General features: G+C 73.7%; 23 protein-coding genes. 13 read left to right on the top strand and 10 right to left on the bottom strand.

Translation table 11 applies throughout. From position 1 onward, the window contains the following. Positions 1–24 precede the first annotated feature (24 nt). Positions 25–1,509: a cysteine desulfurase/sulfurtransferase TusA family protein gene (locus tag Q0994_RS08200; protein WP_299530930.1), complete on the top strand. Its 1,485-nt coding sequence runs from the start codon at positions 25–27 to the stop codon at positions 1,507–1,509. Positions 1,510–1,568: 59 nt separating this feature from the next. Here the strand turns inward: Q0994_RS08200 and Q0994_RS08195 are convergent, their stop codons facing one another. Further along, on the bottom strand, positions 1,569–2,543 hold the full coding sequence (locus Q0994_RS08195) for a carbohydrate kinase family protein (RefSeq protein WP_299530927.1): 975 nt from the start codon (positions 2,541–2,543) through the stop codon (positions 1,569–1,571). A 160-nt stretch (positions 2,544–2,703) separates the two neighbouring features. On the opposite strand from Q0994_RS08195, the gene Q0994_RS08190 reads away from it, so the two are divergent. Together Q0994_RS08190 and Q0994_RS08185 are read left to right on the top strand one after the other, a co-directional pair. Beyond that, positions 2,704–2,901 (top strand): hypothetical protein, encoded by a 198-nt coding sequence (locus Q0994_RS08190; protein ID WP_299530924.1) that lies wholly within the window; start codon positions 2,704–2,706, stop codon positions 2,899–2,901. A gap of 122 nt (positions 2,902–3,023) precedes the next feature. Then, positions 3,024–4,502, top strand: a complete 1,479-nt coding sequence (locus Q0994_RS08185; protein ID WP_299530922.1) for a hypothetical protein — start codon at positions 3,024–3,026, stop codon at positions 4,500–4,502. Between the two features lie 133 nt (positions 4,503–4,635). Here Q0994_RS08185 and Q0994_RS08180 read toward each other — a convergent pair whose 3' ends face one another. After that, positions 4,636–4,992 (bottom strand): iron-sulfur cluster assembly accessory protein, encoded by a 357-nt coding sequence (locus Q0994_RS08180; RefSeq protein ID WP_030933606.1) that lies wholly within the window; start codon positions 4,990–4,992, stop codon positions 4,636–4,638. A gap of 271 nt (positions 4,993–5,263) precedes the next feature. Here Q0994_RS08180 and nadA point away from each other — a divergent pair, with 271 nt between their 5' ends. Beyond that, complete coding sequence (nadA, locus tag Q0994_RS08175; RefSeq protein ID WP_299530895.1) at positions 5,264–6,442, top strand: quinolinate synthase NadA; 1,179 nt, start codon at positions 5,264–5,266, stop codon at positions 6,440–6,442. A 110-nt stretch (positions 6,443–6,552) separates the two neighbouring features. Here the strand turns inward: nadA and Q0994_RS08170 are convergent, their stop codons facing one another. From Q0994_RS08170 to Q0994_RS08150, 5 genes are all read right to left on the bottom strand, one after another. Beyond that, positions 6,553–9,684 carry an efflux RND transporter permease subunit gene (locus Q0994_RS08170; protein ID WP_299530893.1) on the bottom strand — a complete coding sequence of 1,044 codons (3,132 nt, stop codon included), beginning with the start codon at positions 9,682–9,684 and terminating at the stop codon, positions 6,553–6,555. A gap of 202 nt (positions 9,685–9,886) precedes the next feature. Next, positions 9,887–10,579 carry a response regulator transcription factor gene (locus Q0994_RS08165; protein ID WP_299530891.1) on the bottom strand — a complete coding sequence of 231 codons (693 nt, stop codon included), beginning with the start codon at positions 10,577–10,579 and terminating at the stop codon, positions 9,887–9,889. Then, positions 10,576–11,889 carry a sensor histidine kinase gene (locus Q0994_RS08160; protein ID WP_299530889.1) on the bottom strand — a complete coding sequence of 438 codons (1,314 nt, stop codon included), beginning with the start codon at positions 11,887–11,889 and terminating at the stop codon, positions 10,576–10,578. Before Q0994_RS08160 ends, Q0994_RS08165 begins: the two co-directional genes overlap by 4 nt. A 192-nt stretch (positions 11,890–12,081) precedes the next feature. After that, positions 12,082–12,360, bottom strand: a complete 279-nt coding sequence (locus Q0994_RS08155; protein WP_299530887.1) for a PspA-associated protein PspAA — start codon at positions 12,358–12,360, stop codon at positions 12,082–12,084. A 10-nt stretch (positions 12,361–12,370) separates the two neighbouring features. Continuing rightward, positions 12,371–13,147, bottom strand: a complete 777-nt coding sequence (locus Q0994_RS08150; protein ID WP_299530885.1) for a PspA/IM30 family protein — start codon at positions 13,145–13,147, stop codon at positions 12,371–12,373. Between the two features lie 298 nt (positions 13,148–13,445). Between Q0994_RS08150 and Q0994_RS08145 the strand changes: the two genes are divergently transcribed. The 3 genes from Q0994_RS08145 (at position 13,446) to Q0994_RS08135 (ending at position 16,031) form a co-directional block, all read left to right on the top strand. Then, a complete protein-coding gene (locus tag Q0994_RS08145; protein ID WP_299530883.1) occupies positions 13,446–14,042 on the top strand; it encodes a DUF3043 domain-containing protein in 597 nt (198 codons plus the stop codon). Between the two features lie 59 nt (positions 14,043–14,101). Further along, positions 14,102–14,836 carry a bifunctional 2-polyprenyl-6-hydroxyphenol methylase/3-demethylubiquinol 3-O-methyltransferase UbiG gene (locus tag Q0994_RS08140; protein WP_299531331.1) on the top strand — a complete coding sequence of 245 codons (735 nt, stop codon included), beginning with the start codon at positions 14,102–14,104 and terminating at the stop codon, positions 14,834–14,836. Between the two features lie 103 nt (positions 14,837–14,939). After that, the gene (locus Q0994_RS08135) at positions 14,940–16,031 is read left to right on the top strand and encodes a S1C family serine protease (RefSeq protein WP_299530881.1); all 1,092 of its coding nucleotides are present in this window, start codon (positions 14,940–14,942) and stop codon (positions 16,029–16,031) included. 104 nt (positions 16,032–16,135) lie between these two features. Here Q0994_RS08135 and Q0994_RS08130 read toward each other — a convergent pair whose 3' ends face one another. Next, positions 16,136–16,345, bottom strand: coding sequence for a hypothetical protein (locus Q0994_RS08130; protein WP_299530879.1), 210 nt, complete (start codon positions 16,343–16,345; stop codon positions 16,136–16,138). Positions 16,346–16,494: 149 nt separating this feature from the next. Between Q0994_RS08130 and Q0994_RS08125 the strand changes: the two genes are divergently transcribed. Beyond that, complete coding sequence (locus Q0994_RS08125; protein ID WP_299530877.1) at positions 16,495–17,697, top strand: bifunctional adenosylcobinamide kinase/adenosylcobinamide-phosphate guanylyltransferase; 1,203 nt, start codon at positions 16,495–16,497, stop codon at positions 17,695–17,697. Positions 17,698–17,807: 110 nt separating this feature from the next. Then, complete coding sequence (gene cobT / locus Q0994_RS08120) at positions 17,808–18,887, top strand: nicotinate-nucleotide--dimethylbenzimidazole phosphoribosyltransferase (RefSeq protein WP_299530875.1); 1,080 nt, start codon at positions 17,808–17,810, stop codon at positions 18,885–18,887. 51 nt (positions 18,888–18,938) lie between these two features. On the opposite strand, the gene Q0994_RS08115 is transcribed toward cobT, so the two are convergent. Beyond that, positions 18,939–19,700, bottom strand: coding sequence for a hypothetical protein (locus tag Q0994_RS08115; RefSeq protein ID WP_299530873.1), 762 nt, complete (start codon positions 19,698–19,700; stop codon positions 18,939–18,941). Between the two features lie 88 nt (positions 19,701–19,788). On the opposite strand from Q0994_RS08115, the gene Q0994_RS08110 reads away from it, so the two are divergent. Next, a complete protein-coding gene (locus tag Q0994_RS08110; protein WP_299530871.1) occupies positions 19,789–20,568 on the top strand; it encodes an adenosylcobinamide-GDP ribazoletransferase in 780 nt (259 codons plus the stop codon). A 26-nt stretch (positions 20,569–20,594) separates the two neighbouring features. Here the strand turns inward: Q0994_RS08110 and Q0994_RS08105 are convergent, their stop codons facing one another. Next, the gene (locus tag Q0994_RS08105; RefSeq protein WP_299531329.1) at positions 20,595–21,386 is read right to left on the bottom strand and encodes an endo alpha-1,4 polygalactosaminidase; all 792 of its coding nucleotides are present in this window, start codon (positions 21,384–21,386) and stop codon (positions 20,595–20,597) included. Between the two features lie 308 nt (positions 21,387–21,694). Between Q0994_RS08105 and Q0994_RS08100 the strand changes: the two genes are divergently transcribed. From Q0994_RS08100 to sucB, 3 genes are all read left to right on the top strand, one after another. Then, positions 21,695–23,248: a leucyl aminopeptidase gene (locus Q0994_RS08100; protein ID WP_299530869.1), complete on the top strand. Its 1,554-nt coding sequence runs from the start codon at positions 21,695–21,697 to the stop codon at positions 23,246–23,248. Positions 23,249–23,610: 362 nt separating this feature from the next. Beyond that, a complete protein-coding gene (gene lpdA / locus Q0994_RS08095) occupies positions 23,611–24,999 on the top strand; it encodes a dihydrolipoyl dehydrogenase (protein ID WP_299530866.1) in 1,389 nt (462 codons plus the stop codon). 56 nt (positions 25,000–25,055) lie between these two features. Then, entirely contained in the window at positions 25,056–26,900 is a 1,845-nt protein-coding gene (sucB, locus tag Q0994_RS08090; protein WP_299530863.1) for a 2-oxoglutarate dehydrogenase, E2 component, dihydrolipoamide succinyltransferase, read from the top strand. The last annotated feature ends 16 nt before the right edge of the window (positions 26,901–26,916 follow it).

Here is a 26,916-nt window from a genome sequence, read left to right as displayed (position 1 = left end):
TCCGGGCGGGGCTAGCGTGTCCGGGTGCCCTACTTCGACGCGGCCTCGGCCGCCCCCCTGCATCCCGTCGCGCGTCAGGCGCTGCTTGCCTCGCTGGACGACGGATGGGCCGATCCGGCCCGGCTGCACCGGGAGGGGAGGCGGGCCCGGCTGCTGCTGGACGCCGCCCGCGAGGCGGCCGCGGAGGCCGTCGGCTGCCGTCCGGACGAACTGGTTTTCACCCCTTCGGGGACCGCCGCGGTGCATTCCGGAATTGCCGGAGCTCTTTCGGGGCGTCGGCGTGTCGGAGGCGGACTGCTGGTCTCGGCGGTCGAACACTCGTCGGTGCTGCACGCGGCGGACGCCCACGGGGCGCGCGGCGGGACGGTCACCGAGGTCCCGGTGGACCGGAGCGGCGCCGCCTCCGCCGCCGGGTACGCGGACGCGCTGCGCCCGGACACCGCGCTGGCCTGCCTCCAGTCGGCCAACCACGAGGTGGGGACCGTGCAGCCGGTCGCCGAGGTCGCGGAGGTCTGCGCGGCGGCCGGGGTGCCGCTGCTGGTGGACGCGGCCCAGTCGCTCGGGTGGGAACGCCCGGCGGAGGGCTGGTCGGTGCTGGCGGCCAGCGCCCACAAGTGGGGCGGCCCGCCCGGCGTGGGGCTGCTGGCGGTGCGCAAGGGGGTCAGGTTCGCCCCGCCGGCCCCGGTGGACGAGCGCGAGTCGGGCCGGTCGCCCGGGTTCGGGAACCTGCCGGCCGTGGTGGCGGCGGCGGCCTCGCTGCGGGCGGTACGGGCGGAGGCGGCGGCCGAGGCGGCGCGGCTGCGGGCCCTGGTGGACCGCATCCGGTCCGTGGTGGCCGAACGGGTGCCGGACGTGGAGGTGGTGGGCGACCCCGTGCGGCGCCTGCCGCACCTGGTGACCTTCTCCTGCCTCTACGTCGACGGGGAGACCCTGCTGCACGCCCTGGACCGCGCGGGTTTCTCCGTGTCGTCCGGTTCGTCCTGCACGAGCAGCACGCTGACGCCCAGCCATGTGCTGCGGGCGATGGGGGTCCTGTCGGAGGGGAACATCCGGGTGTCGCTGCCGGCCGGGACCACCGGGGCGGACGTCGACCGCTTCCTGGAACTGCTGCCGGGGCTGGTCGGGGAGGTGCGCGAGCGGCTCGGCGCCCCCGTCGCCGACTCCACCGTCGCCGCCTCCCCCGTCGCCCCCGCCGCCGCGCCCGCCCGCCCGTCCGCCCAGGACCCGGAGGCACCCGGCGCGCGGACGCCCGGCACGCGGACGCCCGGCGCGGACGCGCCGGAGGGGTCGCTGGTGGTGGACGCCCTCGGGCGGCGCTGCCCGATTCCGGTGATCGAGCTGGCCAAGGTGATCGGGGACGTGCCGGTGGGCGCGACGGTGACCGTGCTCTCCGACGACGAGGCCGCCCGGCTGGACGTCCCGGCCTGGTGCGAGATGCGCGGCCAGGAGTACGCCGGGGAGCGGCCGGCCGGGCGCGGCACCGCCTACACGGTCCGCCGGCTGGTCTGACACGCCGTCGCCCCGCCGCCCCGTACGGACGGGGGCGGCGGGGCGACGGGGCCGGACGGTCAGCCGAGGTGCGCGCGCACCTCGGCGGCGGCGTCCTCGCCGTACGCCTTGGTGAAACGGTCCATGAAGCCGGAGCGGTGCAGGCTGTACTCCTGGGTGCCGACCGTCTCGATCACCAGGGTGGCGAGCATGCAGCCGACCTGCGCGGCGCGCTCCAGCGACACCCCCCAGGCGAGGCCGGACAGGAAGCCCGCCCGGAAGGCGTCGCCGACGCCGGTCGGGTCCGCCTTGGTCTCCTCGTCGGGGCAGCCGACCTCGATGACCGGCTCGCCGACCCGCTCGATGCGCACGCCCCGGGCGCCGAGGGTGGTGATCCGGTGGCCGACCTTGGCGAGCACCTGCTCGTCGCTCCAGCCGGTCTTGGACTCGATGAGCCCCTTCTCGTACTCGTTGGAGAAGAGGTAGGTGGCGCCTTCGAGCAGGACGCGGATCTCCTCGCCGTTCATGCGGGCGATCTGCTGGGAGAAGTCGGCGGCGAACGGGATCGCGCGGGCGCGGCACTCCTCGGTGTGGCGGAGCATCGCCTCGGGGTCGTCGGCGCCGATGGAGACGAGGTCCAGGCCGCCCACCCGCTCGGCGACGCTGTGCAGCTCGATCAGCCGGGCCTCGCTCATGGCGCCGGTGTAGAAGGAGCCGATCTGGTTGTGGTCGGCGTCGGTGGTGCAGACGAAGCGCGCGGTGTGCAGCACCTCGGAGATGCGGACCGACTCGGTGTCGACGCCGTGCCGGTCGAGCCAGGCGCGGTAGTCGTCGAAGTCCGAGCCGGCCGCGCCGACCAGGACCGGGGCGGTGCCGAGGAGTCCCATGCCGTACGCGATGTTCGCGGCGACGCCGCCCCGCCGCACGTCGAGTCCGTCGACCAGGAAGGAGAGGGAGACCGTGTGCAACTGGTCGGCGACGAGCTGGTCGGCGAAACGGCCGGGGAAGGTCATGAGGTGGTCGGTGGCGATGGAGCCGGTGACTGCGATGCGCACGGGAGGCTGCTCCTGCGGAAGGCGAAGGGAACGCGCGGGCGCGCCCTCCGGGACGGCGTGACAGTTCACGCTACCCGGTGAGGGAGGCAACGGTGGAGGGGCCGAAACTACCCGATAGTAGGGCTTACCCCTTGGACCGGTTCGTGCATACGGTGCGGATATGCCGAAGCACATCGCACCGCCCGAGTCCGAGATGAGCCTGGCCGAACTGCGCGGGGACTGCGCGCGCATGGCGCCGCACTGGTCCGCGCCGCCGCGGAAGGACGCCCCCGCGGTGGCTCCGTCCCTGATCAACGGGGTCGTCGTGCCGCCCGCCTCGGCCCGGCTGGTGGACGCCATGTCCGACTACGGCGACTGAACCGGCCCCGCCGGGACCGCTCCCCCGCGGCGGCCGTGGAACCGTGACACCGCCGGGTCCGTCCCACCCGTGTCCCCGTCCCGGGGGCGGACGCAGGTCCGCGACGGCGAAGGAGCGATCCGGTGAGCACCGAACGACCCGACGACAACGAAGCGACCGGCACCCGTCGGCGGCCCCGTCTCGCGGCGGTCTCCGTCGCGGCGGCGGTCCTGCTGGCGGGAGGCGGCGGGGCCTGGTGGGCGACGACCGCGGCGGACGGCACCGCGGTGGAGAGCACCGCCGCCGCGCCCGGCCGGTCCGTGCCGCCACTCGCCCTCGACGCCACCGGAGCGGGCCTGTCCCCGGCCGGCGGCACGGCCTCCGAAGGCGCGGACGCCGGGGCCGCGGACTCCGGCGGGACGGCGTCGGGCGGCGGGTTCGCGCCCGGCGAGCCGGACCCCGGCAGCCCCGTCTACCGCGCCTCCGGCGAACTGCCCGAGGGCCCGGAGTCGGCCGCGGTGCACCGTGCGACCGGTTCGGTGGGCGCTGCGGAGGTGGCCCGGCTGGCGCGGGCGCTCGGGGTCGGCGGGACGCCGCGGGCCGAGGGCTCCGTCTGGCGGGTGGGCTCCGCCCAGCACGCCGAGGGGCCGTATCTGCAGGTCACCCGGGAGGCCCCGGGCACCTGGACCTTCGCGGCGGACGGCTCGGGCGGCCTCTCGCCCTGCCCGTCGGGGGCCATGTGCGCCAACGGCGCGGGCGCCGCGTCGGGCGCGCCGGAGCCGGTCGACGAACGGACCGCGAAGGCGGCGGCCGCCCCGGTGCTGAAGGCGGTGGGCCAGAGCGGCGCCGCGCTGAACGCGGGTCAGCTGATGGGCCCGGTGCGGGTGGTGAACGCCGACCCGGTGGCGGACGGGCTGCCGACGTACGGCTGGTCGACGGGCGTGCAGATCGGTCCGGACGGGGACGTGGTGGGCGGCAGCGGACAGCTCAAGGCGCTCACCGAGGGCGCCCAGTACCCGGTGCTGACCGCGGCGGAGACCCTGGACCGGCTCAACGCGACCGCCGGCGCGCCGCCGGACCCCGGCGGTTGCGCCACACCCGCCCCGCTGGAGGGGACCGGAGGTGCGGGCAAGCCGTCCGCACCGCAGTGCGTGCCGTCCGCCGGCCGCCCCGCCCCGGTCCTGACGGTCGAGGACGCGGTCTTCGGACTGGCGCTGCGGTACGAGGACGGGCGCCGGGCCCTGGTGCCGTCCTGGCTGTTCCAGGTGCGCGCGGCCCCGGGCGGTCCGCTCTCCACGGTCGACGCGGTCGCGGTGGAGCCGGAGCACCTGGAGACGCCGCGGGAGCCGAGCCCCTCGGGCGGCGGCAAGGTCACCTCGTACACGGCCGACGGGCGGTCTCTGAAGGTGACCTTCTGGGGCGGGGTGTGCGCCGACTACTCCGCGGCGGCGAAGGAGAGCGCGGGGCAGGTGAGCGTGACCGTGACGGAGCGCCGGCAGTCCGGCGACAAGGCGTGCGTCATGATCGCCAAGGAGCTGGAGCGCACGGTGGAACTGGACGCGCCGCTGGGCGGCCGCACGGTCGTCGACGCGGCCACCGGCCACGCGGTGCCGCGCGTCTGAGGCGGCGTCCGCGCCCCGCACACGACGGCGGCGGCCCCGGAAGGGAATTCCGGGGCCGCCGCCGTCGCGCGTCGTGCCGTTCGCGCGTGTCCCGGACGGGTGCCGGGAACGCTGCGGACGGTGGGGGGACGGTTTAGCTGAACGAGTCGCCGCAGGCGCAGGAGCCGGTGGCGTTCGGGTTGTCGATCGTGAAGCCCTGCTTCTCGATGGTGTCGACGAAGTCGATCGAGGCGCCGCCGAGGTACGGGGCGCTCATGCGGTCGGTGACGACCTTGACACCGTCGAAGTCCTTCACGACGTCGCCGTCGAGGGACCGCTCGTCGAAGAAGAGCTGGTAGCGCAGGCCCGAGCAGCCGCCGGGCTGGACGGCGACGCGCAGCGCCAGGTCGTCACGGCCTTCCTGCTCCAGCAGGCCCTTGACCTTGGCTGCGGCGGCGTCGGACAGGAGAATGCCGTCGCTCACGGTGGTGGTCTCGTCCGATACGGACATCTGCTTCGCTCCCGGGTTGTACGGACTGCTTGCCGACGGTGCAACCGTCACAGCCGCGGATTCATTCCGGGCCGGGCGCTTGCCTGTTCCTTTCATGCTCGCACACCCCGTGCGCGGGGAATGCGTCACATCGACGCTATCGGCCATCGTCAAAGTGACACGATCCGGTTATCATAGATAACGTCAAATAGACGAAAAGGTGTTCCGGTGCGACGCCTGCTCCGCCGGTGCGGCCCCCGCCGCGCATGATTTCGAAGAAAGGGTGCGTGACGTGACCACGGCCCAGCCCCTGGACGTTCAGCCGACGCCCCTCGCTCTGCTGCTGCTCGGCCGCGAGGCCGACCCGAAGAGCGAGCGCGGCGTCGAATGCCCCGGCGACCTCCCCTCCCCGTCCGACCCGGACCTGGTGGAGCGCGCCCGTGCCGCGAAGGAGAAGCTCGGCGACAAGGTCTTCGTGCTCGGCCACCACTACCAGCGCGACGAGGTCATCCAGTTCGCTGACGTCACCGGCGACTCCTTCAAGCTGGCGCGCGACGCGGCGGCGAGGCCCGAGGCGGAGTACATCGTCTTCTGCGGCGTGCACTTCATGGCGGAGTCGGCCGACATCCTGACCTCCGCCGACCAGAAGGTCGTGCTGCCGGACCTGGCTGCGGGGTGCTCGATGGCCGACATGGCCACCGCCGAGCAGGTCGCCGAATGCTGGGACGTGCTGACCGAGGCGGGCGTGGCCGACGAGGTCGTGCCGGTCTCGTACATGAACTCGTCCGCCGACATCAAGGCCTTCACCGGCCGCCACGGCGGCACCATCTGCACCTCGTCCAACGCGGAGCGGGCGCTGGAGTGGGCGTTCGAGAAGGGCCGGAAGGTGCTGTTCCTCCCGGACCAGCACCTGGGGCGCAACACCGCGGTGCGCGACCTCGGGATGTCGCTGGAGGACTGCGTCCTCTACAACCCGCACAAGCCGAACGGCGGGCTGACCGCCGAGCAGCTGCGGGACGCGAAGATGATCCTGTGGCGGGGCCACTGCTCGGTGCACGGCCGCTTCTCGGTGGAGTCCGTGGAGGACGTGCGCGCCCGCATCCCCGGCGTCAACGTGCTGGTGCACCCGGAGTGCAAGCACGAGGTCGTCGCCGCCGCGGACCAGGTCGGCTCGACGGAGTACATCATCAAGGCGCTGGAGGCGGCTCCGGCAGGTTCCAAGTGGGCCATCGGCACGGAGCTGAACCTGGTCCGCCGCCTGGCGAACCGTTTCGCCGCGGAGGACAAGGAGATCGTCTTCCTCGACAAGACGGTCTGCTTCTGCTCGACCATGAACCGCATCGACCTCCCGCACCTGGTGTGGACGCTGGAGTCGCTGGCCGAGGGCAAGCTGGTCAACCGGATCGAGGTCGACCCGGAGACGGAGAAGTACGCCAAGCTGGCGCTGGAGCGGATGCTGGCGCTGCCGTAACGGCCCGGTGGTCCGGCACGCGCCGGCCCACGGCCGCCGGTGCGAAGCAGGGGGCCTGTCCCGCGCGGGTGCGCGGGACAGGCCCCCGTGTCATGCGGTCGCCGTCCGGGTCACACGCCCGACGGCTCCGTCTCCTTGACGTCGGCGGACGCGGCCGGGGCGTCGTCCTTCGCCGCGCGCTTGGCCGCCTTCTTGGCCGCCCGGCGCTCCTTGCGCAGCTCGACCACCGCGTAGAGCGTCGGCACGAGCAGCAGCGTCAGCAGCGTGGAGGTGACCAGGCCGCCGATGACCACGACCGCGAGCGGCTGCGAGATGAACCCGCCCTCGCCGGTGACGCCGAGCGCCATCGGGAGCAGGGCGAAGATCGTCGCCAGGGCGGTCATCAGGATCGGGCGGAGCCGGTGACGGCCGCCCTCGATGACCGCCTCCACGACGCCCATGCCCTGCGCGCGGTACTGGTTGATCAGGTCGATCAGCACGATCGCGTTGGTCACCACGATGCCGATGAGCATCAGCATGCCGATCATCGCCGGGACGCCCAGCGGGGTGCCGGTGATCACCAGCAGGCCGATGGCGCCGGTGGCGGCGAACGGGATGGAGACCAGCAGGATCAGCGGCTGGATCAGCGACCGGAAGGTGGCCACCAGCAGCATGAAGACGATCGCGACGGCGGCCAGCATGGCGAGGGCCAGGTTGGCGAAGGCGTCGTCCTGGTCCGCGGTGACGCCGCCGATGGTGGCGGTGGCGCCCTCGGGCAGGTCCAGGGCGTTCAGCTTGCTCGCCAGTTCGGTGGAGACGGCGCCGGTGTTCTCGTCGGTCGGCCGGGCGGTGATCGTCGCGGCGCGCTGTCCGTCGATCCGGGTCATGGAGACCGGGCCGGGGACGAGTTCGACGTCGGCGATCCGGCCGAGGGTGACCGGGCCGAGCGGGAGCGCCTTCAGCTCGGCCATGGTGGTGGCCGGGCGGGAGGAGGTGACGACGACGTCGCGCTCGGTGTCGTCGAGCATCGCGGTGCCGGAGGGGACGCCGCTGACCGCGCCGGCGACGACGCCGCCGAGCATGGTCTGGTCGAACCCGGCGGCGGCCGCCTTGTCGTTGGCCTTCACCGAGATGCGCGGGACGCTCTGCGAGAGGTCGCTCTGGACGTCGGTGACGCCGTCGAGCTTCGCGACCTCGGCGCGGACCGCTTCGGCGGCCTTCTTCAGCACGTCGCCGTCCGCGGCCTTGACGACCACGCTCAGGTCCTGGCCGCCGAAGCCGCCGCCCGCGGCGATCGAGGTCTCACCGATGCCGTCGAGGCCGGCGAGTCCCTCCTCCAGACGCTTCTGGGTCGCGTCGTACGCGGAGGCGTCCTTCAGGGTGATCTGGTAGGTGGCCTGGTTGGCGCCGGTGCCGCCGCCGAAGGCCGCCATGAAGCCGGACGAGCCGACGTTGACCTGGTAGTCCTCGACGCCCTCGTCGTCCGCGATGACCTTCTCGACCTTGCGGGCGGCCGCGTCGGCCGTCGCCAGGCTGGTGCCGGGCTCCAGCTTCTGCGTGATCGACAGGACCTCCTGCTCGCCCGCGTCGAAGAAGTTGGTCTTGAGCAGCGGGGCCATGCCGAAGGTGCCGAGCAGGATCACCAGGGCCAGCACGACGCTGGTGACCCGGCGGCGGGTGGCGAAGCGCAGGACGGGGACGTAGAGCCGCTGGAGCTTGCTCGCCGCCTCCTTCTCCTCGGCCTCGCGCCGGGCCTCCTCCGGATTCTCCACCGCGCCCTCGGGGGCGCGCAGGAACCAGTACGAGAGCACCGGGACCACGGTGAGCGAGACCAGCAGCGAGGCCAGCAGGGCCGCCGTGACGGTCAGCGAGAACGATCCGAAGAGCTGGCCGACCATGCCGCCCACCAGACCGATCGGCAGGAACACGGCGACGGTGGTCAGGGTGGAGGAGGTGACGGCCCCGGCGACCTCGCGGACCGCGGTGAGGATGGCGGTCTGCCGCTCCTCGCCGTAGCCGAGGTGGCGCTTGATGTTCTCCAGGACGACGATCGAGTCGTCCACCACCCGGCCGATCGCGATGGTCAGCGCGCCGAGCGTGAGCATGTTGAGGGACAGGTCGCGGGTCCACAGCACGATCAGCGCGAGGACCACGGAGAGCGGGATGGAGACCGCGGTGACCAGCGTCGAGCGGATCGACGCGAGGAAGACCAGGATCACGACGACCGCGAAGAGCAGGCCGAGCGCGCCCTCGGTGGTCAGGCCGGAGATCGCCTTGGAGACGGCCGGTCCCTGGTCGGTGACGACGGTCAGCTCGGCGCCGGACCCGAGGTCCTTGCGCAGATCGGGCAGCTTGTCCTGCACCGCGTCGGAGATGGCGACGGCGCTGCCGTCCTGGTCCATCGTCACCATGACGGCGAGGCTGGGCTTGCCGTTGGTGCGGGTGATGGAGGTGGCGGCGGCGGGCTGCTGGGAGACCGCGGCGACGTCGCCGACGCGCACCGCCTCGCCGCCCTTGCCCTCGGGCGCGATCCGGACGTCCTCGATCTGGCGCAGCGAGGTGAAGTTGCCGCCGACCTGGATGGTGCGGCTCTTGCCGGACTCGTCGAACGAACCGGCCGGCAGGGTGCCGCCCGCGGCCTTGAGGCCTGCGGAGAGCGCCCCGGTGTTCAGGCCCGCCGCGGCGAGCTTCTTGTCGTCGGGGGTGACGGCGACCCGGAGTTCCTGGACGCCGGTGACGGTGACCTGGCCGGCGCCGTCGATGTCCTGGAGGGCGGGCACGACCGTGCGGTCGAGCTGGTCGGCGAGCGCCTGCTGGTCCTTGTCGGACGTCACGGCGAGCACGACCGCCGGGATGTCGTCGGTGGAGCCGGCGATGACCTGCGGGTCCACACCCTCGGGCATGAGGTTGCCCGCGCGGTTCACGGCCTGCTGGATGTCCGCGACGAGCTGCTTGGTGCCCTCGTCGCCGAAGTCGAACGTCGCCATGACGACGGCGTTGCCCTCGCTGGCGGTCGAGGTGATGCCCTCGATGCCGTCGACGGCCTTGATCGAGTTCTCCAGCGGCTCGACGACCTGCTTCTCGACCACGTCGGGGGAGGCCCCCTGATAGGGCGCGATCACCGACACCATCGGCAGTTCGATGGTCGGCAGCAGTTGCTGCTTGAGCTGCGGGACGGCGATCGCGCCGAAGACGAGCGCGACGATCGATATCAGTCCGATCAGGGCCCGTTGCGCGAGGCTGAATTTCGACAGCCAGGACATGGGTGGGTCTCTCTTCTGTGGCGTACGCGGCAGAGGGGCCGGTGCGAGGAACGCGGGACACACCCGACCCACTCATACGATGCACCATCCGGCCGCCCGATTCCTCGGCCCCCGGACTGCTTTGCCGTCCCCCGCGTACCGCAGGTGGAGTACTCCCTCTCCACCCGGACGGGACGCGGCGGGTGGCGGCGGGCGGCGGGCGTCACTGCGCGCGCGGCCGCACCAGCCCCGACTCGTAGGCCACCACGACCAGTTGGGCCCGGTCGCGGGCGCCGAGCTTCGACATGGCGCGGTTGACGTGCGTCTTCACGGTGAGCGGGCTGACCGCGAGCCGGCGGGCGATCTCGTCGTTGGAGTGGCCGGCCGCGACCTGCACCAGGACCTCGCGCTCGCGGACCGTGAGCGCCGCCAGTCGCTCGGAGTACGCGGCCGCGTCCGGCAGTTCGTCGTGCGGACCGGGGCGCTGGGCGAGGAACGAGGCGATCAGCCCGCGGGTGGCCGCCGGGGAGAGCAGCGCGTCGCCCGCCGCCGCCACCCGTATCGCGTTGAGCAGTTCATCCGGTTCCGCACCTTTGCCCAGGAATCCGCAGGCTCCGGCGCGCAGCGACTGCACCACGTACTCGTCGACCTCGAAGGTGGTGAGCATGACGACGTGGACGTCGGCGAGTTCCGGGTCGGCGCTGATCAGACGGGTGGCGGCCAGACCGTCGGTGCCCGGCATCCGGATGTCCATCAGCACGACGTCGGGCCGTACGGCACGGGCCAGTTCGACGGCGCGGGCGCCGTCCTCCGCCTCCCCGACGACCCGCATGTCGGGCTCCGAGTCCACCAGGACCCGGAAAGCGCTGCGCAGCAGCGCCTGGTCGTCGGCGAGCAGCACCGTGATCGGTGTCATGCGCGTCCCCCCGTCCTGTCCGGTCCGTGCGCGGCGGCCGTCCCGGTGGGCGCGGCCCCGTCCCGCGGCGCCGGCACCGCGAGCGCCGCGGTGTCGAGGGGCAGTATCGCCTGGACGCGGAAGCCGCCGCCGTAGCGGGGGCCCGCGGCGAGGGCGCCGCCGAGCGCGGTGACGCGTTCGCGCATGCCGAGCAGGCCGTGGCCGCCGCCCTCGTCGACCGGCCGGGCCTCCCCCGGCACGCGGTGTCCGCGGCCGTTGTCGATGACGGTGATCTCCACGGTGGAATCCACCCGTACGACGCTGACTTCGGCCCTGGCTCCGGCTCCGGAGTGCTTGCGCACATTGGTCAGCGCCTCCTGGACCACGCGGTAGGCGGCCAGGTCGACGGCGGCGGGCAGCGGGGGCGCGTCCGGCGCGCAGGCCACCTCCACGGGGAGGCCGGCGTTGCGGAAGGTGTCCACCAGCGGCCCGAGCACGGCGAGGCCGGGGGCCGGTTCGGTCGGCGCCTCCGGGTCGCCGCTCTGGCGCAGCAGGCCGACGGTGGCGCGGAGTTCGTCGAGCGCCGAGCGGCTGGCGTCGCGTACGTGCGCGAGCGCCTCCTTGGCCTGGTCCGGCCGCTTGTCCATGACGTGCGCGGCGACCCCGGCCTGCACGTTGACCAGGGCGATGTGGTGGGCGACCACGTCGTGCAGGTCGCGGGCGATCCGCAGCCGCTCCTCGGCGACCCGGCGGCGGGCCTCCTCCTCGCGGGTGCGCTCGGCGCGTTCGGCACGCTCCCGGATGGCGTCGACGAAGGCCCGGCGGCTGCGCACGGCGTCCCCCGCGGCGCCCGCGAGCCCGACCCAGGCGACCACCCCGAGGTTCTCCTGGCTGTACCAGGGCCCCGCGCCGAAGAGCATGGCCGGCATCACCATGAACACCCCGGCCACCAGGGCCACCCGCCAGGTGGTGGGCCGGTCGGTGCGGGAGGCGACGGTGAACAGCGCTATCACCGCGCCCATCACGACCGGGGCGGGCGGGTCCGCGAAGACGAACTCGCCGGCCGACAGGGCGACGGTGAAGGCGAGCACCGCCATCGGCCGCCGCCGGCGCAGCACCAGCGCGGAGGCGGCGACGGCCATCAGCACCACGCTGGTCGCGCCGGGCGTACGGCCGCCGAAGTCGGGCCGTTCGTGCGGGGCGCCGGGGGCCGTGAACGACGCCACGACCATCGCCGCCAGCACGGCCAGCGCGAGCGCGGCGTCGAACGCGAGGGAGTGGTGCCGCAGCCAGCAGCGGGCGCGCACGAGCCCGGTTCCGAGGGTGGTCACATCGAGCAACGGTACGGCGTGTCGCGGCGTCCGCCGCCCACCCGGACGGGGTCCGTACGGACGGGGTCCGTGCCTGCGGGCAGGCGGTGACGGCGTGCCGCGCGGGCGGGAGACCGCGAAGCCCGCCGCGCCGGCCGGTGCGGGACCGGGCGGGGCGGCGGGCTTCGTGGATGTACGGGCGGGGCGGCGCCGTCAGCCGGGGATCAGGCCGTCGTCGCGGAGCATGGCCCGCACCTCTTCGAGCGTGGCGTCCGGTGACGGCAGGATCAGCTCGGACGGCTCCAGGGAGTCGTCCGGCAGCGGGTCGCCCAGCTCGCGGACCCTGCCGAGCAGGGCGTGGAGCGTGGAGCGGAAGCCGGGGCCGTCGCCGCTCTCCATCTCCGCGAGCAACTCGTCGTCGAGCGTGTTCAGCTCGGCGAGGTGACTGTCGGCCAGTGCGACCTGGCCCTCCCCCATGATCCGTACGATCATGACGCCGCCCTCACTGCTTGTCGAACTTGTGCGGGGACTGCTGGGACTGCGGCTGGTCCTGGGCACCGCCCTCGATCGCCTGCTGCGAGGAGGACCCGCCGGCCAGTTCCGCCTTCATGCGCTGGAGCTCCAGCTCCACGTCCGTGCCGCCGGAGATCCGGTCCAGCTCGGCCGCGATGTCGTCCTTGGCCATCCCGGACGGGTCGTCCAGCGCGCCGGACGCCAGCAGCTCGTCGATCGCGCCGGCCCGCGCCTGGAGCTGCGCGGTCTTGTCCTCGGCGCGCTGGATCGCCAGGCCGACGTCGCCCATCTCCTCGGAGATGCCGGAGAACGCCTCGCCGATCCGGGTCTGCGCCTGCGCCGCCGTGTAGGTCGCCTTGATGGTCTCCTTCTTGGTGCGGAAGGCGTCGACCTTGGCCTGCAGCCGCTGGGAGGCGAGGGTGAGCTTCTCCTCCTCGCCCTGCAGCGTCCGGTGCTGCGTCTCCAGGTCGGTCACCTGCTGCTGGAGCGCGGCGCGCCGGGACAGGGCCTCGCGGGCCAGGTCCTCGCGGCCGAGCGCCAGCGCCTTGCGGCCCTGGTCCTCCAGCTTGGCCGACTGGCCCTGCAACTGGTTGAGCTGCAGCTCCAGCCGCTTGCGGGACGTCGCTACGTCGGCGACTCCGCGGCGCACCTTCTGCAGCAGTTCGAGCTGCTTCTGGTACGAGTAGTCGAGGGTTTCGCGCGGATCCTCGGCCCGGTCCAGGGCCTTGTTCGCCTTCGCGCGGAAGATCATCCCCATACGCTTCATGACACCGCTCATGGGCTTCGCGCGCCCCCTTCTGAGATGACTCAGCTCCAGCACTCCAACAGAACCCACAGTACGGGGCCCGCCTCCATTACCGCACTGCCGCGAGCCAATGTGGTCCTCCCCAAGGACGACTGCGCCGGGTGATCGCTCCCGCCGCAGGAGGAGTGGGGCCCGGACGGGGCGGGGACGGAAAAGTTCCGTTCTGCCCCTGTCGCGCCGCTTACCGGCAGGCGGGCCGTTGCCGGATCGTTCCCGGCCGGTCCGCCGGTGCCGTTCACGACCACGTACCCTTGATTTTGTGTTCCGAAGCCGCTCAAAGGACGAGAAGGCCCCCACCGACAAGGTGACGGCGGACCTCTCCAAGAATCCGCGCGACCCGCAGGCTCCCAAGGGTCGCCCCACGCCCAAGCGCAACGAGGCGCAGACGCAGCGCCGCCGCGCGTCGACCGGACCGGTCGACCGCAAGGAGGCCGCCAAGCGCCAGCGAGAGGCGCGCCGCGTCGACCTGGCCCGGCAGCGCGAGGCCATGGCCTCCGGTGACGAGCGCTACCTGCCGGTCCGTGACAAGGGCCCGGTCCGGCGCTACGTGCGCGACTTCGTCGACTCGCGCTTCTGCATCGCCGAGTGGTTCCTGCCGCTCGCCGTGGTCATCCTGATCCTCAGCGTGATCCAGATCCGGAACATCCAGAACATCTCGCTGCTGCTCTGGCTCGGCGTGATCGTGCTGATCGTCCTGGACTCGATCGGCATCGCCTTCCGGCTGCGCAAGCAGCTCGCCGCCCGCTTCCCGGACACCCCGAAGCGCGGCGCGGTGGCGTACGGCCTGATGCGCACGCTCCAGATGCGCCGTCTGCGGCTGCCCAAGCCGCAGGTGAAGCGGGGAGAGCGGCCCTGAGCACGGAGGCCTCCGGTTTCACCGGGGGCTCCGCCGCGTGGCTCGGCGGCCTGGGAGGACTGCGCAACACGGTCCGCCAGGAACTGGTCGCCCGCCAGCTCGACGAGCAGATAGCCGGCCGTTTCCCGGTCGGGCAGCGGTTGCGGATCCTCGACGTCGGCATGGGCCAGGGCACCCAGGCCCTGCGCCTGGCGCGGGCCGGTCACTCGGTGACCGGCCTGGAGTCGGACCTCCGGATGCTGGCCGCGGCCCGGCAGGCGCTCGGCGTGGAGCCCGAGGGCATCCGCGAGCGGGTGCGGCTGATCGAGGGCGACGGCCGGGAGACCGGGGTCCACTTCCTGCCCGGCAGCTTCGACGTGGTCCTGTGCCACGGCGTCCTGATGTACGTCCAGGAGCCGGACGGGCTGCTCGCGGGACTGGCGCGCGTGCTGGCGCCCGGCGGGCTGCTGTCGCTGCTGGTGCGGAACGCGGACGCCCTGGCGATGCGGCCGGCCAGGGCCGGCGACTTCGGCGCGGCGCACGCGGCGTTCGACACCGTCACGTACACCAACCGCCTCGGGCTGACCGTGCGCGCGGACCGGCTGGAGTCGCTGACCGCGACGCTCGCGGGGATCGCCGCGCCGCTGCACGCCTGGTACGGCGTGCGGGTCTTCACCGACGACGTCGGCAACGACGAGGCGCTGCCCGCCCCGCAGGACCTGGAACGGATCATCGCGGCCGAGGACCGGGCGGGGCGCACCGAGCCCTACCGGCGCGTCGCCGCCCTGCTGCACCTGTGCGGCGTACGGAACTGACGGCGGGCGGCCCGTCCGGGGCGGGTCGCCGGGCGTGTCGCGGCGGGTCCGTTCGGCCCATCAGCGCAGGGCCCGGCCGCGGGCCCGCGCCGATACTCCGGACATGGACGCATTCCCCTTCCGCACCCGTACCCGCCGGCTGCTGCTCCCCCCGGTCGCGGCCGTCTGCGCGCTCGCGCTGGTGAGCGGCTGCTCCGGCGCGGCGACCGACGCGGCCGAGTCGGCCGACGCCTCCTCCCGGACGACCCGGCAGGCCTCCGTCCCCCGCGCGGTGGCCGAACTGCAGAGCGACTACGAGCGGGTCATCGCCGACGTGCTGCCGTCCGTGGTCCAGATCGACGCCTCCGACAGCCTGGGGTCGGGGATCGTCTACGACGACAAGGGCCACATCGTCACCAACGCGCACGTGGTGGGCGACGAGAAGTCCTTCCAGGTGAGCGTGGCGACCGGCGAGAAGCGGGTGAAGGCCACGCTGGTCTCCACCTACCCGGAGCAGGACCTGGCGGTCCTGAAGTTCGACCGGACCCCGGACGGGCTGAAGGCGGCGAAGTTCGGGGACTCCGAGAAGGTCGCCATGGGCCAGATCGTGCTGGCCATGGGGTCGCCGCTCGGCCTGTCCAGCAGCGTCACCCAGGGCATCGTCTCGGCGCTGGGGCGCACCGTCAGCGAGAGCCGCACGGGCGGCGGCACAGGGGCGACGATCGCCAACATGGTGCAGACCTCGGCGGCGATCAATCCGGGCAACAGCGGGGGCGCGCTGGTCAACCTCGACAGCGAGGTCATCGGCATCCCGACGCTGGCCGCGACCGACCCGCAGCTCGGCGACAGCGCGGCGCCGGGCATCGGCTTCGCCATCCCCGTCTCCATGGTCCGGACGGTCGCCGACCAGATCATCGAGAGCGGCAGGGTGACCGACTCGGGGCGGGCGGCGCTGGACGTCACGGGCCGCACCGTCGTGGACGACGATTACCGTCCGGTCGGGGTGGCGCTGGTGACGGTCGCCAAGAGCGGGGCGGCGGCCGACGCCGGGATGAAGGCCGGGGACGTCGTCACGAAGATCGGCGACACCCCGGTCACCACCATCACCTCGCTCTCGGAGGCGCTGGCGGCGCTGGAGCCGGGCGAGAAGGTGACGGTCACGTACACGCGCGGTGGGGAGCGCCGGACGGCCGAGGTCACCCTCGGCGAGATCTGAGCCGGGCGGAGCGGTCACAACGGTGTGCGGGCCGCGCCGGGGAGACCCCGGTGCGGCCCGCACCGTCGTGACCGGGGCCGCCGCCCGGCCCGTTCACGACACGGTCAGGACGACTCCGCCGTGAGGCTCATCGGACCGTAGATCTTTGTGGAGTCCTCGAAGAGCGTGACCTGGTCCGCCCCGCCGTCGAGCAGTTCCTTCCAGAACTCGCCGATCCAGGATTCCGCGTCGCCCTGGGTGGTGAACTCCTCCGGCTCCACGGCCGGCTCCGTCTCCGTCCCGTCGGACTTCTCGAACCGCCACGTCCACGCCATGTCAGCCTCCTGGGTCGTGTTGCTGACCGCAGCCTAGAGCCTTGGGGCGGCCGCGCGTCAGACCGGACGCCGGCCGGGGAAGCGGGGCGGGCGGCCGGGAAGGCGCAGCCGGGCGCGCACCCGGCGCGGGGACACGGGAAGATCACAGGGTGGAACTGACTCTGCTCGGCACCGGAGCCCCCGACGGGCTGCCCGTGCCCGCCTGCCCCTGCGCCGTGTGCGCCACCGCCCGCGGCACGGGCGCGCGGGCCGCGACGTCCCTGCTGGTCGACGGGGCGCTGCTGCTCGACCTCACGCCGGGGGTCGTCTTCGCGGCCGCGCGGGCGGGCCGGTCGCTGACCGGGGTGCGCCAGGTGCTGCTGACCCACCCGCACGACGGGCCGGCCGTCGAGCTGCCGCCGGGGCTCCCCCGTGCCGGGCGGGTGCCGGACGGACAGGTGCTGACGCTGATCAGCGGGCACCGGCTGCGGGCGGTCGCGGTGGACGCGCCGGGCACCGGCTACGAGGTGACGGGGCCGGGCGGCGAGCGGCTGCTGTACCTGCCGCCGGGCGGCGCCCCGGCCGGTCTCCCCGAGCGGGCCGACGAACCGTACGACCTGGTGCTGGCCGACGTGGCGGGGCGGCCCGAGGCGGTGGCGCGGCTGCGGGCGGCGGGCGCGGTGGGAGCGGCGACGGACGTCGTGGCGGTCCACGTGGGGCACGACGCGCCGCCCGGGGCGGAGCTGGAGCGCCGGCTGGCGGCGGGCGGGGCGCGCACCGTCCCGGACGGCACGACGCTCGTGGTCGGTGCGTACGAGGGCGGACCGGACGTCCCGCGCCGGACGCTGGTGACGGGCGGGGCGAGGTCGGGCAAGTCGGTGGAGGCCGAGCGGCGGCTGGAGACCTGCCCCGACGTGGTCTACGTGGCCACCGGCGGCCGGCGCGACGGGGACGCCGAGTGGGCGGCCCGGATCGGCACCCACCGGGAGCGGCGGCCGGCGTCCTGGCGCACCGAGGAGACCTGCGAGCTGGCGGATCTGCTGACGGCGGACGGGCCGCCGCTGCTCATCGACTGCCTGTCGCTGTGGCTGACGGACGCGATGGACCGGGTGGACGCCTGGGACGACGCGCGGTGGGAGGACGGCGGCCGGCAGGCGCTGCGGGAGCGGGTCGGGGAGCTCGTCGCGGCGGTACGCGGGACCCGGCGGACGGTGGTGGCGGTGACCAACGAGGTGGGCTCGGGGGTGGTCCCGGCGACCGCGGCCGGGCGGCGGTTCCGGGACGAGCTGGGCCGGCTGAACGCGGCGATCGCCGCCGAGTGCGAGACGGTCCTGCTGGTGGTGGCGGGGATCGCGGTCCCGCTGCGGGGCTGAGGCCGGCCCCGGCGGGCCTGCCGGGGCGGCGGGTCGCGGCGGTACTGTTCCGGGCGGGGGCCCGCACGCGGGTTCCCGTCCCGACCTGACGACCCGCGAGGCAGACCCCCGTGAATCTGGACGACTTCTCCGATCTGATCGAGCGCCCCGACAGCGGCGTGCGGCGCGACGCCGAGGAACGGCGGGCACGGCTGACGGTCCCGGCCGGCGCGCTGGGCCGGCTCGACGAGCTGGGCGAGTGGCTCTCCGCCGCGCAGCAGAGCGTGCCGGTGCGTCCCGTCGAGAACCCGCGCGTGGTGCTGTTCGCCGGTGACCACGGCGTGGCGGAACTCGGCGTCTCCGGGCGCCCCGCGGGCAGCACGTACGAACTGGTCCGGGCCACCCTCGACGGGGCGAGCCCGCTCGCGGTGCTGGCGCGCCGGTTCTCGGTGCCGGTGCGGGTCGTGGACGCGGGTCTGGACTGCGACCCGGAGCTGCTGCCCGAGGCGGTCGTCCGGGACCGGGTACGGCGCGGCAGCGGACGCATCGACGTCGAGGACGCGCTGACCGCGGAGGAGGCCGAGGCGGCCGTCCGGCTCGGCATGCGGATCGCCGACGAGGAGGCCGACTCCGGCACCGACCTGGTGGTCCTCGGCGATCTCAGCGTCGGCGGCACCACCGCGGCCTCCACCCTGATCGCGGCGCTCTGCGGCACCGACGCGTCGGTGGTGACCGGCCGGGGCGGCGCGGGCATCGACGACCTCGCCTGGATGCGCAAGTGCGCGGCGATCCGCGACGCGCTGCGGCGGGCCCGTCCGGTCCTCGGGGACCAGGTGGAGCTGCTGGCGGCGGTGGGCGGCGCCGACCTGGCGGCGATCACGGGGTTCCTGCTGCAGAGCGCGGTGCGCAGGCTGCCGGTGATCCTGGACGGCGTGGTGTCCGCGGCGTGCGCGCTGGTCGCGCAGCGGGCGGCGTTCCGCGCCCCGGACCGCTGGCTGGCCGGTCATGCCGGCGGGGAGCCGGCGCAGGCCAAGGCGCTGGACCGGATGGCGCTGACGCCGCTGCTGGACCACGGGGTGACGGTCGGCGAGGGCACCGGGGCGCTGCTGGCGCTCCCGCTGGTGCAGGCCGCGGCGGCGCTGGCGGCGGAGCTCCCGGAGCGGGAACGGCGGGCGCCGGAGGAGGACGCGGCGGAGCCGGCCGTCCGGTAGCCCTGCCGTACGAGGACGTACGGACCGGGGCGGTCGCCGCCCTCGCCCCGGTCACCGTCCGCCGGGCGGCAGCGGCACGCGGTCCGGGGCGCCGCCGATGAGGTCCTGGAACCTGCGGCGCGGGCCCGCCCAGCGCACGTCGTGGTGGTAGGCGCGCAGCACGGCGCGGGCGCGGGCCCGGTGCCGGCGGCGGTAGAGGCGGCGGGCCCAGGGCGAGGCGGGGCGGGCCAGCCGGAGGGCGCCGATCAGGGCGACGAACGGGACCAGGACGCCGATCACCGCCATCCGCGCCTTCCCCTTGAACAGGCACACCAGCACGAACGCGAAGTTGACGAGCAGGGTGAGGATGAACCCCAGCCTGCCCTGCTCCTGTTCGTCGGTGAGTTCGTTGACGCCGAACGGCGCGAACCCGGCGAGCACCAGCAGCAGCAGCGACGCGGTGAGCACCACCACCTCCACGCTGCGGCGGCCCTCCTCGGTCCAGTAGACGTCGTCGAGGTGGACGATCAGCGCGAACTCGTCGAGCACCAGTCCGGCGCCGATGCCGAAGACGACCGCGAGGACGCAGGCGGTGGCACCGTGCTTGCCGCTGGCGACCGCGCCGAAACCGCCGACGACCGACAGCACGACGCCCGGCACCACGTGGTGGATGTGCACCCCGCCGGGGGTGATGTTGCGGAAGGGGCCCTTCCCGGCGCGGATCATCCGGGTGATGGTGCGGGTGACCGCGAACGTCAGCACGAAGGCGGCGAGCGCCAGGAGCAGGGGCAGCTTCCCCGGTTCGGTGATGTTGGTGTACCACCAGTGACCCATGCCACCCTCTCCCGTTACGTCGCTTTCGGTGCGCTTTGCGGCCTTTCGGCCAATCTATCGGCGGGCCCCACCGGCTAGCCTGCGCGCGGTGACCTCCCTGAACAGCCACGGCATACGTTTCGCCTTCGGCACCCTCACCGTCCTCCCCGCCCACGTCACCCGCTGGGACCGGGAGGCCGCCCGCGCCGGCATGCTCTGCGCCCCGCTCGCCGGACTGGTGGTGGGCGTCTGCGCGGCGGCGGCGGGCGCGCTGTCGCTGCTGCTCGGGACGGGGCCGCTGTTCGCCGCCGTCGCCGCCGCCGCGGTGCCGTCCGTCCTCACCCGGGGACTGCATCTGGACGGGCTCGCCGACACCGCCGACGGCCTGGGCAGCGCCAAGCCGGCGGCGGACGCGCTGCGGATCATGAAGCAGTCGGACGTTGGGCCGTTCGGTGTGGTCACCCTGCTGTTCGTCCTGCTGGCCCAGGTGGCGGTCGGCGCCGAGCTGTACGGCAGGGGTTGGCAGCAGGGCGCCGCGGGCACGGTCGTCGCCGCGGTCGCGGCACGGCTCGCGCTGACGCTCGCCTCGCGCGGCAGCGTCCCGCCGGCCCGGCCGGAAGGGCTCGGCGCTCTGGTGGCGGGCACGGTGCCGGTGGCCGGCGCGACGGCGGTGGCGGTGGCGGCGGTACTCGGCTGCGCCGCGCTCGGCGCGGTCGACGGCCCGTGGGGGGCGCTGCGCCACGGGCTGGCCGTGCTCGCCGGGCTGCTCGCCGCGGAGTCGCTGCTGCGGCGCTGCGTGCGACGGTTCGGCGGGGTCACCGGCGACGTGTTCGGGGCGCTGGAGGAGACGGCGGCCACGGCCGCCCTGGTGGTGCTCGCCCTCGGCTGACGGGCCGCCCGCGCGGTGGCGTCCCGTCAGGCGTCCGCGCAGGAGTGGCGTTCGGCGCCGAGGTCGTACTCCTTGCGCAGCGAACTGAGGCCCAGCTTCCCGGACTCGGCGCAGAACCGGTCGAGCGGCAGCTCGTACTCCACGTGGAAGACCGGCTTGTTGGCCTCGATGAACGGGGTGTTCTCGGCGCACTCGCCGTACTGGGCGCACTGTTCGTTGACCGCGAAGTCGAAGTCCGGTTGCAGGGCGGGGATCTGGTCCAGGTCGTTCTTGAGGCCGACGGCGAGGCCGTGCTCGTGGGAGATCCGGGCGATCAGCCGGTTGTAGCGCAACTGGTCCGCGGCGGTGAGCGGAAAGCCGGTCTCGTTGCGGTAGCCGTCCATGTTGTCCGGCTCGACGGCGTCGAAGCCCTTGCGGGCGCACATCGCGATCCGCTTCTCCATGAGCGGCTCCAGGACGTCGGTGCGCCGGATGTCGAGCCAGCGCTCGCCCTGCCAGCCGTTGCCCTCGCCGAGAACCGCTTCCGGGAAGTCACCGGCGTCCGGGCGGAAGTCCTCCCAGGCGCCGGTGGAGAGGTAGCAGATGACCTTGCGGCCGCGGTCGTGCAGATCCGCCACCGCGTCGGCGCCGTGGTCGAAGCCGTCGATGTCGTAGACCGGCACGTCCACCGTCGGGTCCAGCTTCCCGGAGAGCTGCCACTGCCAGTCCAGGCCCGCCACGGGGCGCCAGTGCGACCCGGCCGAAGCGGACCCGCCGGGCTCCGCCGGCGGCTGCCGGGCGTCCTGCGCCGTGCAGCCGGCCAGTGCCGCCGCCGCCATCAGCGCCGCGGCGGCCGTCCGGCCGGACCGCCCCCGTCGTCCCGTGCCGCCCGGTCCGTACCGCCCGCGCATGCCGCTCCCCCGCGTCCGGGACCGCCGCGCGGTCCGCTCCCGCCGACCTTATCCAGCCACCCGGATCCGCCCGGCCACCGGTCCGGGACGGCCGAACGGCCCGCCGCCGTGGGGTGCCGGGAATGCCGCGCGTAGGCTCATTCCCGGCACGTCGTGGCGGTATCACCTGCGTGCCGGGCCCGGCCGGCCCACCCCTCGGCCTCCACCGAACTCAACGGAAGCGAGAATTCACCACCGTGACTGCTCTCACTCTCAGCACCACCGGCGCGGCGACGCTGCGCGCCGACGCCTTGGTCGTCGGCGTCGCCAAGGGCACGGCGCCCAAGTCCGGGGGTCTGGTCCTCGCGCCGGGCGCGGAGGCCGTGGACAAGGCGTTCGACGGCAAGCTCGCCGCCGTCCTGGAGACCCTGGGTGCCGCGGGTGCCGAGGGCGAGCTGACCAAGGTGCCCGCTCCCTCCGGCCTGAAGACCCCGCTGATCGTCGCGGTCGGCCTCGGCACGGCACCGGACGAGGCGGACGGCTACGACGCCGAGAAGCTGCGCCGCGCCGCCGGTGTCGCCGCCCGCGCCCTGACCGGCTCCAAGAAGGCCGGCTTCGCGCTGCCCGCCGCCTCGGTCGAGGACGCCGCGGCCGTCGCCGAGGGCGCGCTGCTGGGCGCCTACGCCTTCACCGCCTACCAGGCCGGCGAGAACAAGCTGGCGCCCAAGGGCGCCGAGCCGGCGGGCGCGAAGCAGCCGCTGGGCGAGGTGGCCCTGCTCGGCGCCAAGCCGCGCGACAAGGCCTACAAGGCGGCCGCCGAGCGCGCCGTCGCGCTGGCCGAGGAGATCAACCGCGCCCGCGACCTGATCAACACCCCGCCGAACGACCTCTACCCCGAGTCCTTCGCCGCCGTGGCCGCCGCCGCGGGCAAGGAGCACGGCGTCAAGGTGCAGGTGCTCGACGAGAAGGCCCTCGTCAAGGGCGGTTACGGCGGCCTGCTCGGCGTCGGCCAGGGCTCCACCCACGGCCCGCGCCTGGTGAAGCTCGCCTACACGCACCCGAAGGCGGAGAAGACCCTGGCCCTGGTGGGCAAGGGCATCACCTACGACTCGGGCGGCATCTCGCTGAAGCCGGCCGGCCACAACGAGACGATGAAGTGCGACATGAGCGGCGCCGCCGCCGTGTTCGCCACCGTCGTCGCCGCGGCCCGCCTCGGCCTGCGCGTCAACGTCACCGGCTGGCTGGCGCTGGCGGAGAACATGCCTTCCGGCAACGCCACCCGCCCCGGCGACGTGCTGCGCATGTACAGCGGCAAGACCGTGGAGGTCCTCAACACGGACGCCGAGGGCCGGCTGGTCCTCGCGGACGCGCTGACCCGCGCCTCCGAGGAGAAGCCGGACGCGATCGTCGACGTGGCGACCCTGACCGGCGCGATGGTACTGGCGCTGGGCAACCGCACCTTCGGCATCATGGCCAACGACGACGCGTTCCGTACCTCGATCCACGAGATCGCCGAGGAGGTCGGCGAGGCGTCCTGGCCGATGCCGCTCCCCGCCGACCTGCGCAAGGGCATGGACTCCTCCACCGCCGACATCGCCAACATGGGCGAGCGGATGGGCGGCGGCCTGGTGGCCGGTCTGTTCCTCAAGGAGTTCGTCGGCGAGGGCATCGCCTGGGCGCACCTGGACATCGCGGGACCGGCCTTCCACGAGGGCGCGCCGTACGGCTACACCCCCAAGGGCGGCACCGGCTCCTCGGTCCGCACCCTGCTGAAGCTCGCCGAGCGGACCGCCGCCGGCGACCTCGGCTGATCCACCGCCCGCGCGTCCCGCGCGGGCGACGCGTACGGCCCCGGGCATTTTCCCGGGGCCGTACGCGTTCCCCCACCGGCGCTGCCTCCACCCCCGGGGCCCGGCCGGATTTCGCTCTGGACGAACTGCACGGAACGCATGCGAATCTACGCACGGGTAACCCTTCGGGCGGGCCCCCGTCCCACTCGGGACACGGGCCCCGCGTCCCGTCCACCGCCAACAAGTGCGAAGATGGGTTCTCGGCAGGACAGGGCCCCCACCACAGGGCCGAACGACTCATCAGCGGCCGAACACCAGCCGACCGGCCGGTTCCACCCCGCACAGGGGCCCGGCGTACGGCGCACATGCATGGAGGACGTGACGTGGCGAACGACGCCAGCACCGTTTTCGACCTAGTGATCCTCGGCGGTGGCAGTGGCGGGTACGCCGCGGCCCTGCGCGGAGCGCAGCTGGGCCTGGACGTCGCTCTGATCGAGAAGGGCAAGGTCGGCGGCACCTGCCTGCACAACGGCTGCATCCCGACGAAGGCGCTGCTGCACGCGGGCGAGATCGCCGACCAGGCCCGCGAGGCCGAGCAGTTCGGCGTGAAGGCCACCTTCGAGGGCATCGACATGGCGGCCGTCCACAAGTACAAGGACGACGTGATCTCGGGCCTGTACAAGGGGCTCCAGGGGCTCATCGCCTCGCGCAAGGTGCACTACATCGAGGGTGAGGGCCGGCTCTCGTCGCCCACCTCGGTGGACGTGAACGGCCAGCGCGTCCAGGGCCGCCACGTGCTGCTGGCGACCGGCTCCGTGCCGAAGTCGCTGCCGGGCCTGGAGATCGACGGCAACCGCATCATCTCCTCGGACCACGCGCTGAAGCTGGACCGCGTGCCGAAGTCCGCCATCGTCCTGGGCGGCGGCGTGATCGGCGTCGAGTTCGCCTCGGCGTGGAAGTCCTTCGGCACCGACGTCACCATCGTCGAGGGCCTGAAGCACCTGGTGCCGGTCGAGGACGAGAACAGCTCGAAGCTTCTTGAGCGCGCGTTCCGCAAGCGCGGCATCAAGTTCAACCTCGGCACCTTCTTCGACAAGGCCGAGTACACGCAGGACGGCGTCCGCGTGACCCTCGCCGACGGCAAGACCTTCGAGGCGGAGGTGCTGCTCGTCGCCATCGGCCGCGGCCCCGTCTCCCAGGGCCTCGGTTACGAGGAGGCCGGTGTCGCGATGGACCGCGGCTACGTCCTCGTCGACGAGTACATGCGGACCAACGTGGAGACCGTCTCGGCGGTGGGCGACCTCGTCCCGACCCTCCAGCTCGCCCACGTCGGCTTCGCCGAGGGCATCCTGGTGGCCGAGCGGCTGGCCGGCCTGAACACCGTTCCGGTCGACTACGACGGCGTGCCGAAGGTGACGTACTGCCACCCCGAGGTCGCCTCCGTCGGCATCACCGAGGCCAAGGCCAAGGAGATCTACGGTGCGGACAAGGTCGTCGCCCTCAAGTACAACCTCGCGGGCAACGGCAAGAGCAAGATCCTGAAGACCGCGGGCGAGATCAAGCTCGTCCAGGTCAAGGACGGTGCCGTGGTCGGCGTCCACATGGTCGGTGACCGTATGGGCGAGCAGGTCGGCGAAGCCCAGCTGATCTACAACTGGGAGGCGCTGCCGGCCGAGGTCGCGCAGCTCATCCACGCCCACCCGACGCAGAACGAGGCGATGGGCGAGGCGCACCTGGCCCTGGCCGGCAAGCCTCTCCACTCCCACGACTGATCCAGTCCCGGGGACGACCGACCACTTCCGCACATTCGTAAGGAGCAACTGAAACCATGTCGGTTTCCGTAACCCTTCCGGCGCTCGGCGAGAGCGTCACCGAGGGCACTGTCACCCGTTGGCTGAAGGCCGAGGGCGAGCGCGTCGAGGCCGACGAGCCGTTGCTCGAGGTCTCGACCGACAAGGTCGACACCGAGATCCCGGCTCCCGCGTCGGGCGTCCTGGCCTCCATCAAGGTCGCCGAGGACGAGACCGTCGAGGTCGGCGCAGAGCTGGCCGTCATCGACGACGGCTCCGGCGCCCCGGCCGCCGAGTCCGCCCCGGCCGCCGAGTCCGCCCCGGCCGCGGAGGCCGCCCCGGCGCCCGCCACCGAGGCCCCCACCGCCCCGTCGACGGAGACCGAGGCCCCGGCCGCGGCTCCGACCGCCGAGGCCGCCACCGGCGGTTCGTCCGCCGAGGGCACCGACGTCACCCTGCCGGCGCTCGGCGAGAGCGTCACCGAGGGCACCGTCACCCGCTGGCTGAAGGAGGTCGGCGAGGAGGTCTCCGAGGACGAGCCCCTCCTGGAGGTCTCCACGGACAAGGTCGACACCGAGATCCCGGCCCCGGTCTCCGGCGTGCTGCTGGAGATCGTCGTCGCCGAGGACGAGACCGCCGAGGTCGGCGCCAAGCTCGCCGTCATCGGTGCGCCCGGTGCCGCCCCGGCCGCCGCGCCCGCCCCGGCCGCCGCGCCCGCCCCGGCCGCCGCTCCGGCTCCGGCCGCCCAGGCTCCGGCAGCCCCGGCACCGGCACCGGCCGCTCCGGCTCCGGCAGCCCCGGCACCGGCTCCCGCGGCTCCCGCCCCGGCTCCGCAGGCCCCCGCGGCTCCGGCTCCGGCCGCCCAGGCTCCGGCCGCCCCGGCGCCCGCGCCGGCAGCGCCCGCCCCCGTCGCCCCGGCGGCTCCGGCCGCTCCGGCCGCGCCCTCCGGCGACGACGGCGCCTACGTCACCCCGCTCGTCCGCAAGCTGGCGTCGGAGAACGGCGTCGACCTGAGCCAGGTCAAGGGCAGCGGCGTCGGTGGCCGCATCCGCAAGCAGGACGTCGTCGCCGCCGCGGAGGCCGCCAAGGCCGCCGCCGCGACCCCGGCCCCCGCCGCGTCCGCCCCGGCCGCCAAGGCCCCGAAGGTCGAGGCGTCCCCGCTGCGCGGTCAGACGGTCAAGATGACCCGCATGCGCAAGGTCATCGGCGACAACATGATGAAGGCGCTGCACTCGCAGGCCCAGCTGACCTCCGTGCTGGAGGTCGACATCACCAAGCTGATGAAGCTGCGCAACAAGGCGAAGGCCGACTTCGCCGCCCGTGAGGGCGTCAAGCTGTCCCCGATGCCGTTCTTCGTGAAGGCGGCGGCCCAGGCGCTGAAGGCCCACCCGGTCGTCAACGCCCGGATCAACGAGGGCGAAGGCACCATCACGTACTTCGACTCGGAGAACATCGGCATCGCCGTGGACGCCGAGAAGGGTCTGATGACCCCGGTCATCAAGGGTGCGGGCGACCTGAACATCGCCGGTATCGCGAAGAAGACCGCCGAGCTGGCCGGCAAGGCCCGCGGCGGCGGCCTGACCCCGGACGACATGTCCGGCGCCACCTTCACGATCAGCAACACCGGTTCGCGCGGCGCCCTGTTCGACACCGTCATCGTGCCGCCGAACCAGGCCGCCATCCTGGGCATCGGCGCCACGGTCCGCCGTCCGGTGGTCATCGACCACCCGGACCTCGGCGAGACCATCGCGGTGCGCGACATGACCTACCTCTCGCTCTCCTACGACCACCGTCTGGTGGACGGCGCGGACGCCGCCCGTTACCTGACCACGGTCAAGGCGATCCTGGAGGCGGGCGAGTTCGAGGTCGAGCTCGGCCTCTGAACCCTCCGGCTGTAAC

Origin of the sequence: uncultured Streptomyces sp. (assembly GCF_947488945.1) — a bacterium.
Lineage (GTDB): Bacteria > Actinomycetota > Actinomycetes > Streptomycetales > Streptomycetaceae > Streptomyces.
This window is presented reverse-complemented; position numbering and strand designations above follow the sequence as displayed.

Excerpts from the sequence above, each read along its gene's own strand:
- Q0994_RS08190 (WP_299530924.1), top strand. The coding sequence starts at position 2,704 with ATGCCGAAGCACATCGCACCGCCCGAGTCCGAGATGAGCCTGGCCGAA.
- Q0994_RS08180 (WP_030933606.1), bottom strand. The coding sequence starts at position 4,992 with ATGTCCGTATCGGACGAGACCACCACCGTGAGCGACGGCATTCTCCTG.
- Q0994_RS08170 (WP_299530893.1), bottom strand. The coding sequence starts at position 9,684 with ATGTCCTGGCTGTCGAAATTCAGCCTCGCGCAACGGGCCCTGATCGGA.
- Q0994_RS08165 (WP_299530891.1), bottom strand. The coding sequence starts at position 10,579 with ATGACACCGATCACGGTGCTGCTCGCCGACGACCAGGCGCTGCTGCGC.
- Q0994_RS08155 (WP_299530887.1), bottom strand. The coding sequence starts at position 12,360 with ATGATCGTACGGATCATGGGGGAGGGCCAGGTCGCACTGGCCGACAGT.
- Q0994_RS08150 (WP_299530885.1), bottom strand. The coding sequence starts at position 13,147 with ATGAAGCGTATGGGGATGATCTTCCGCGCGAAGGCGAACAAGGCCCTG.
- Q0994_RS08135 (WP_299530881.1), top strand. The coding sequence starts at position 14,940 with ATGGACGCATTCCCCTTCCGCACCCGTACCCGCCGGCTGCTGCTCCCC.
- Q0994_RS08130 (WP_299530879.1), bottom strand. The coding sequence starts at position 16,345 with ATGGCGTGGACGTGGCGGTTCGAGAAGTCCGACGGGACGGAGACGGAG.
- Q0994_RS08115 (WP_299530873.1), bottom strand. The coding sequence starts at position 19,700 with ATGGGTCACTGGTGGTACACCAACATCACCGAACCGGGGAAGCTGCCC.
- Q0994_RS08105 (WP_299531329.1), bottom strand. The coding sequence starts at position 21,386 with ATGGCGGCGGCGGCACTGGCCGGCTGCACGGCGCAGGACGCCCGGCAG.
- sucB (WP_299530863.1), top strand. The coding sequence starts at position 25,056 with ATGTCGGTTTCCGTAACCCTTCCGGCGCTCGGCGAGAGCGTCACCGAG.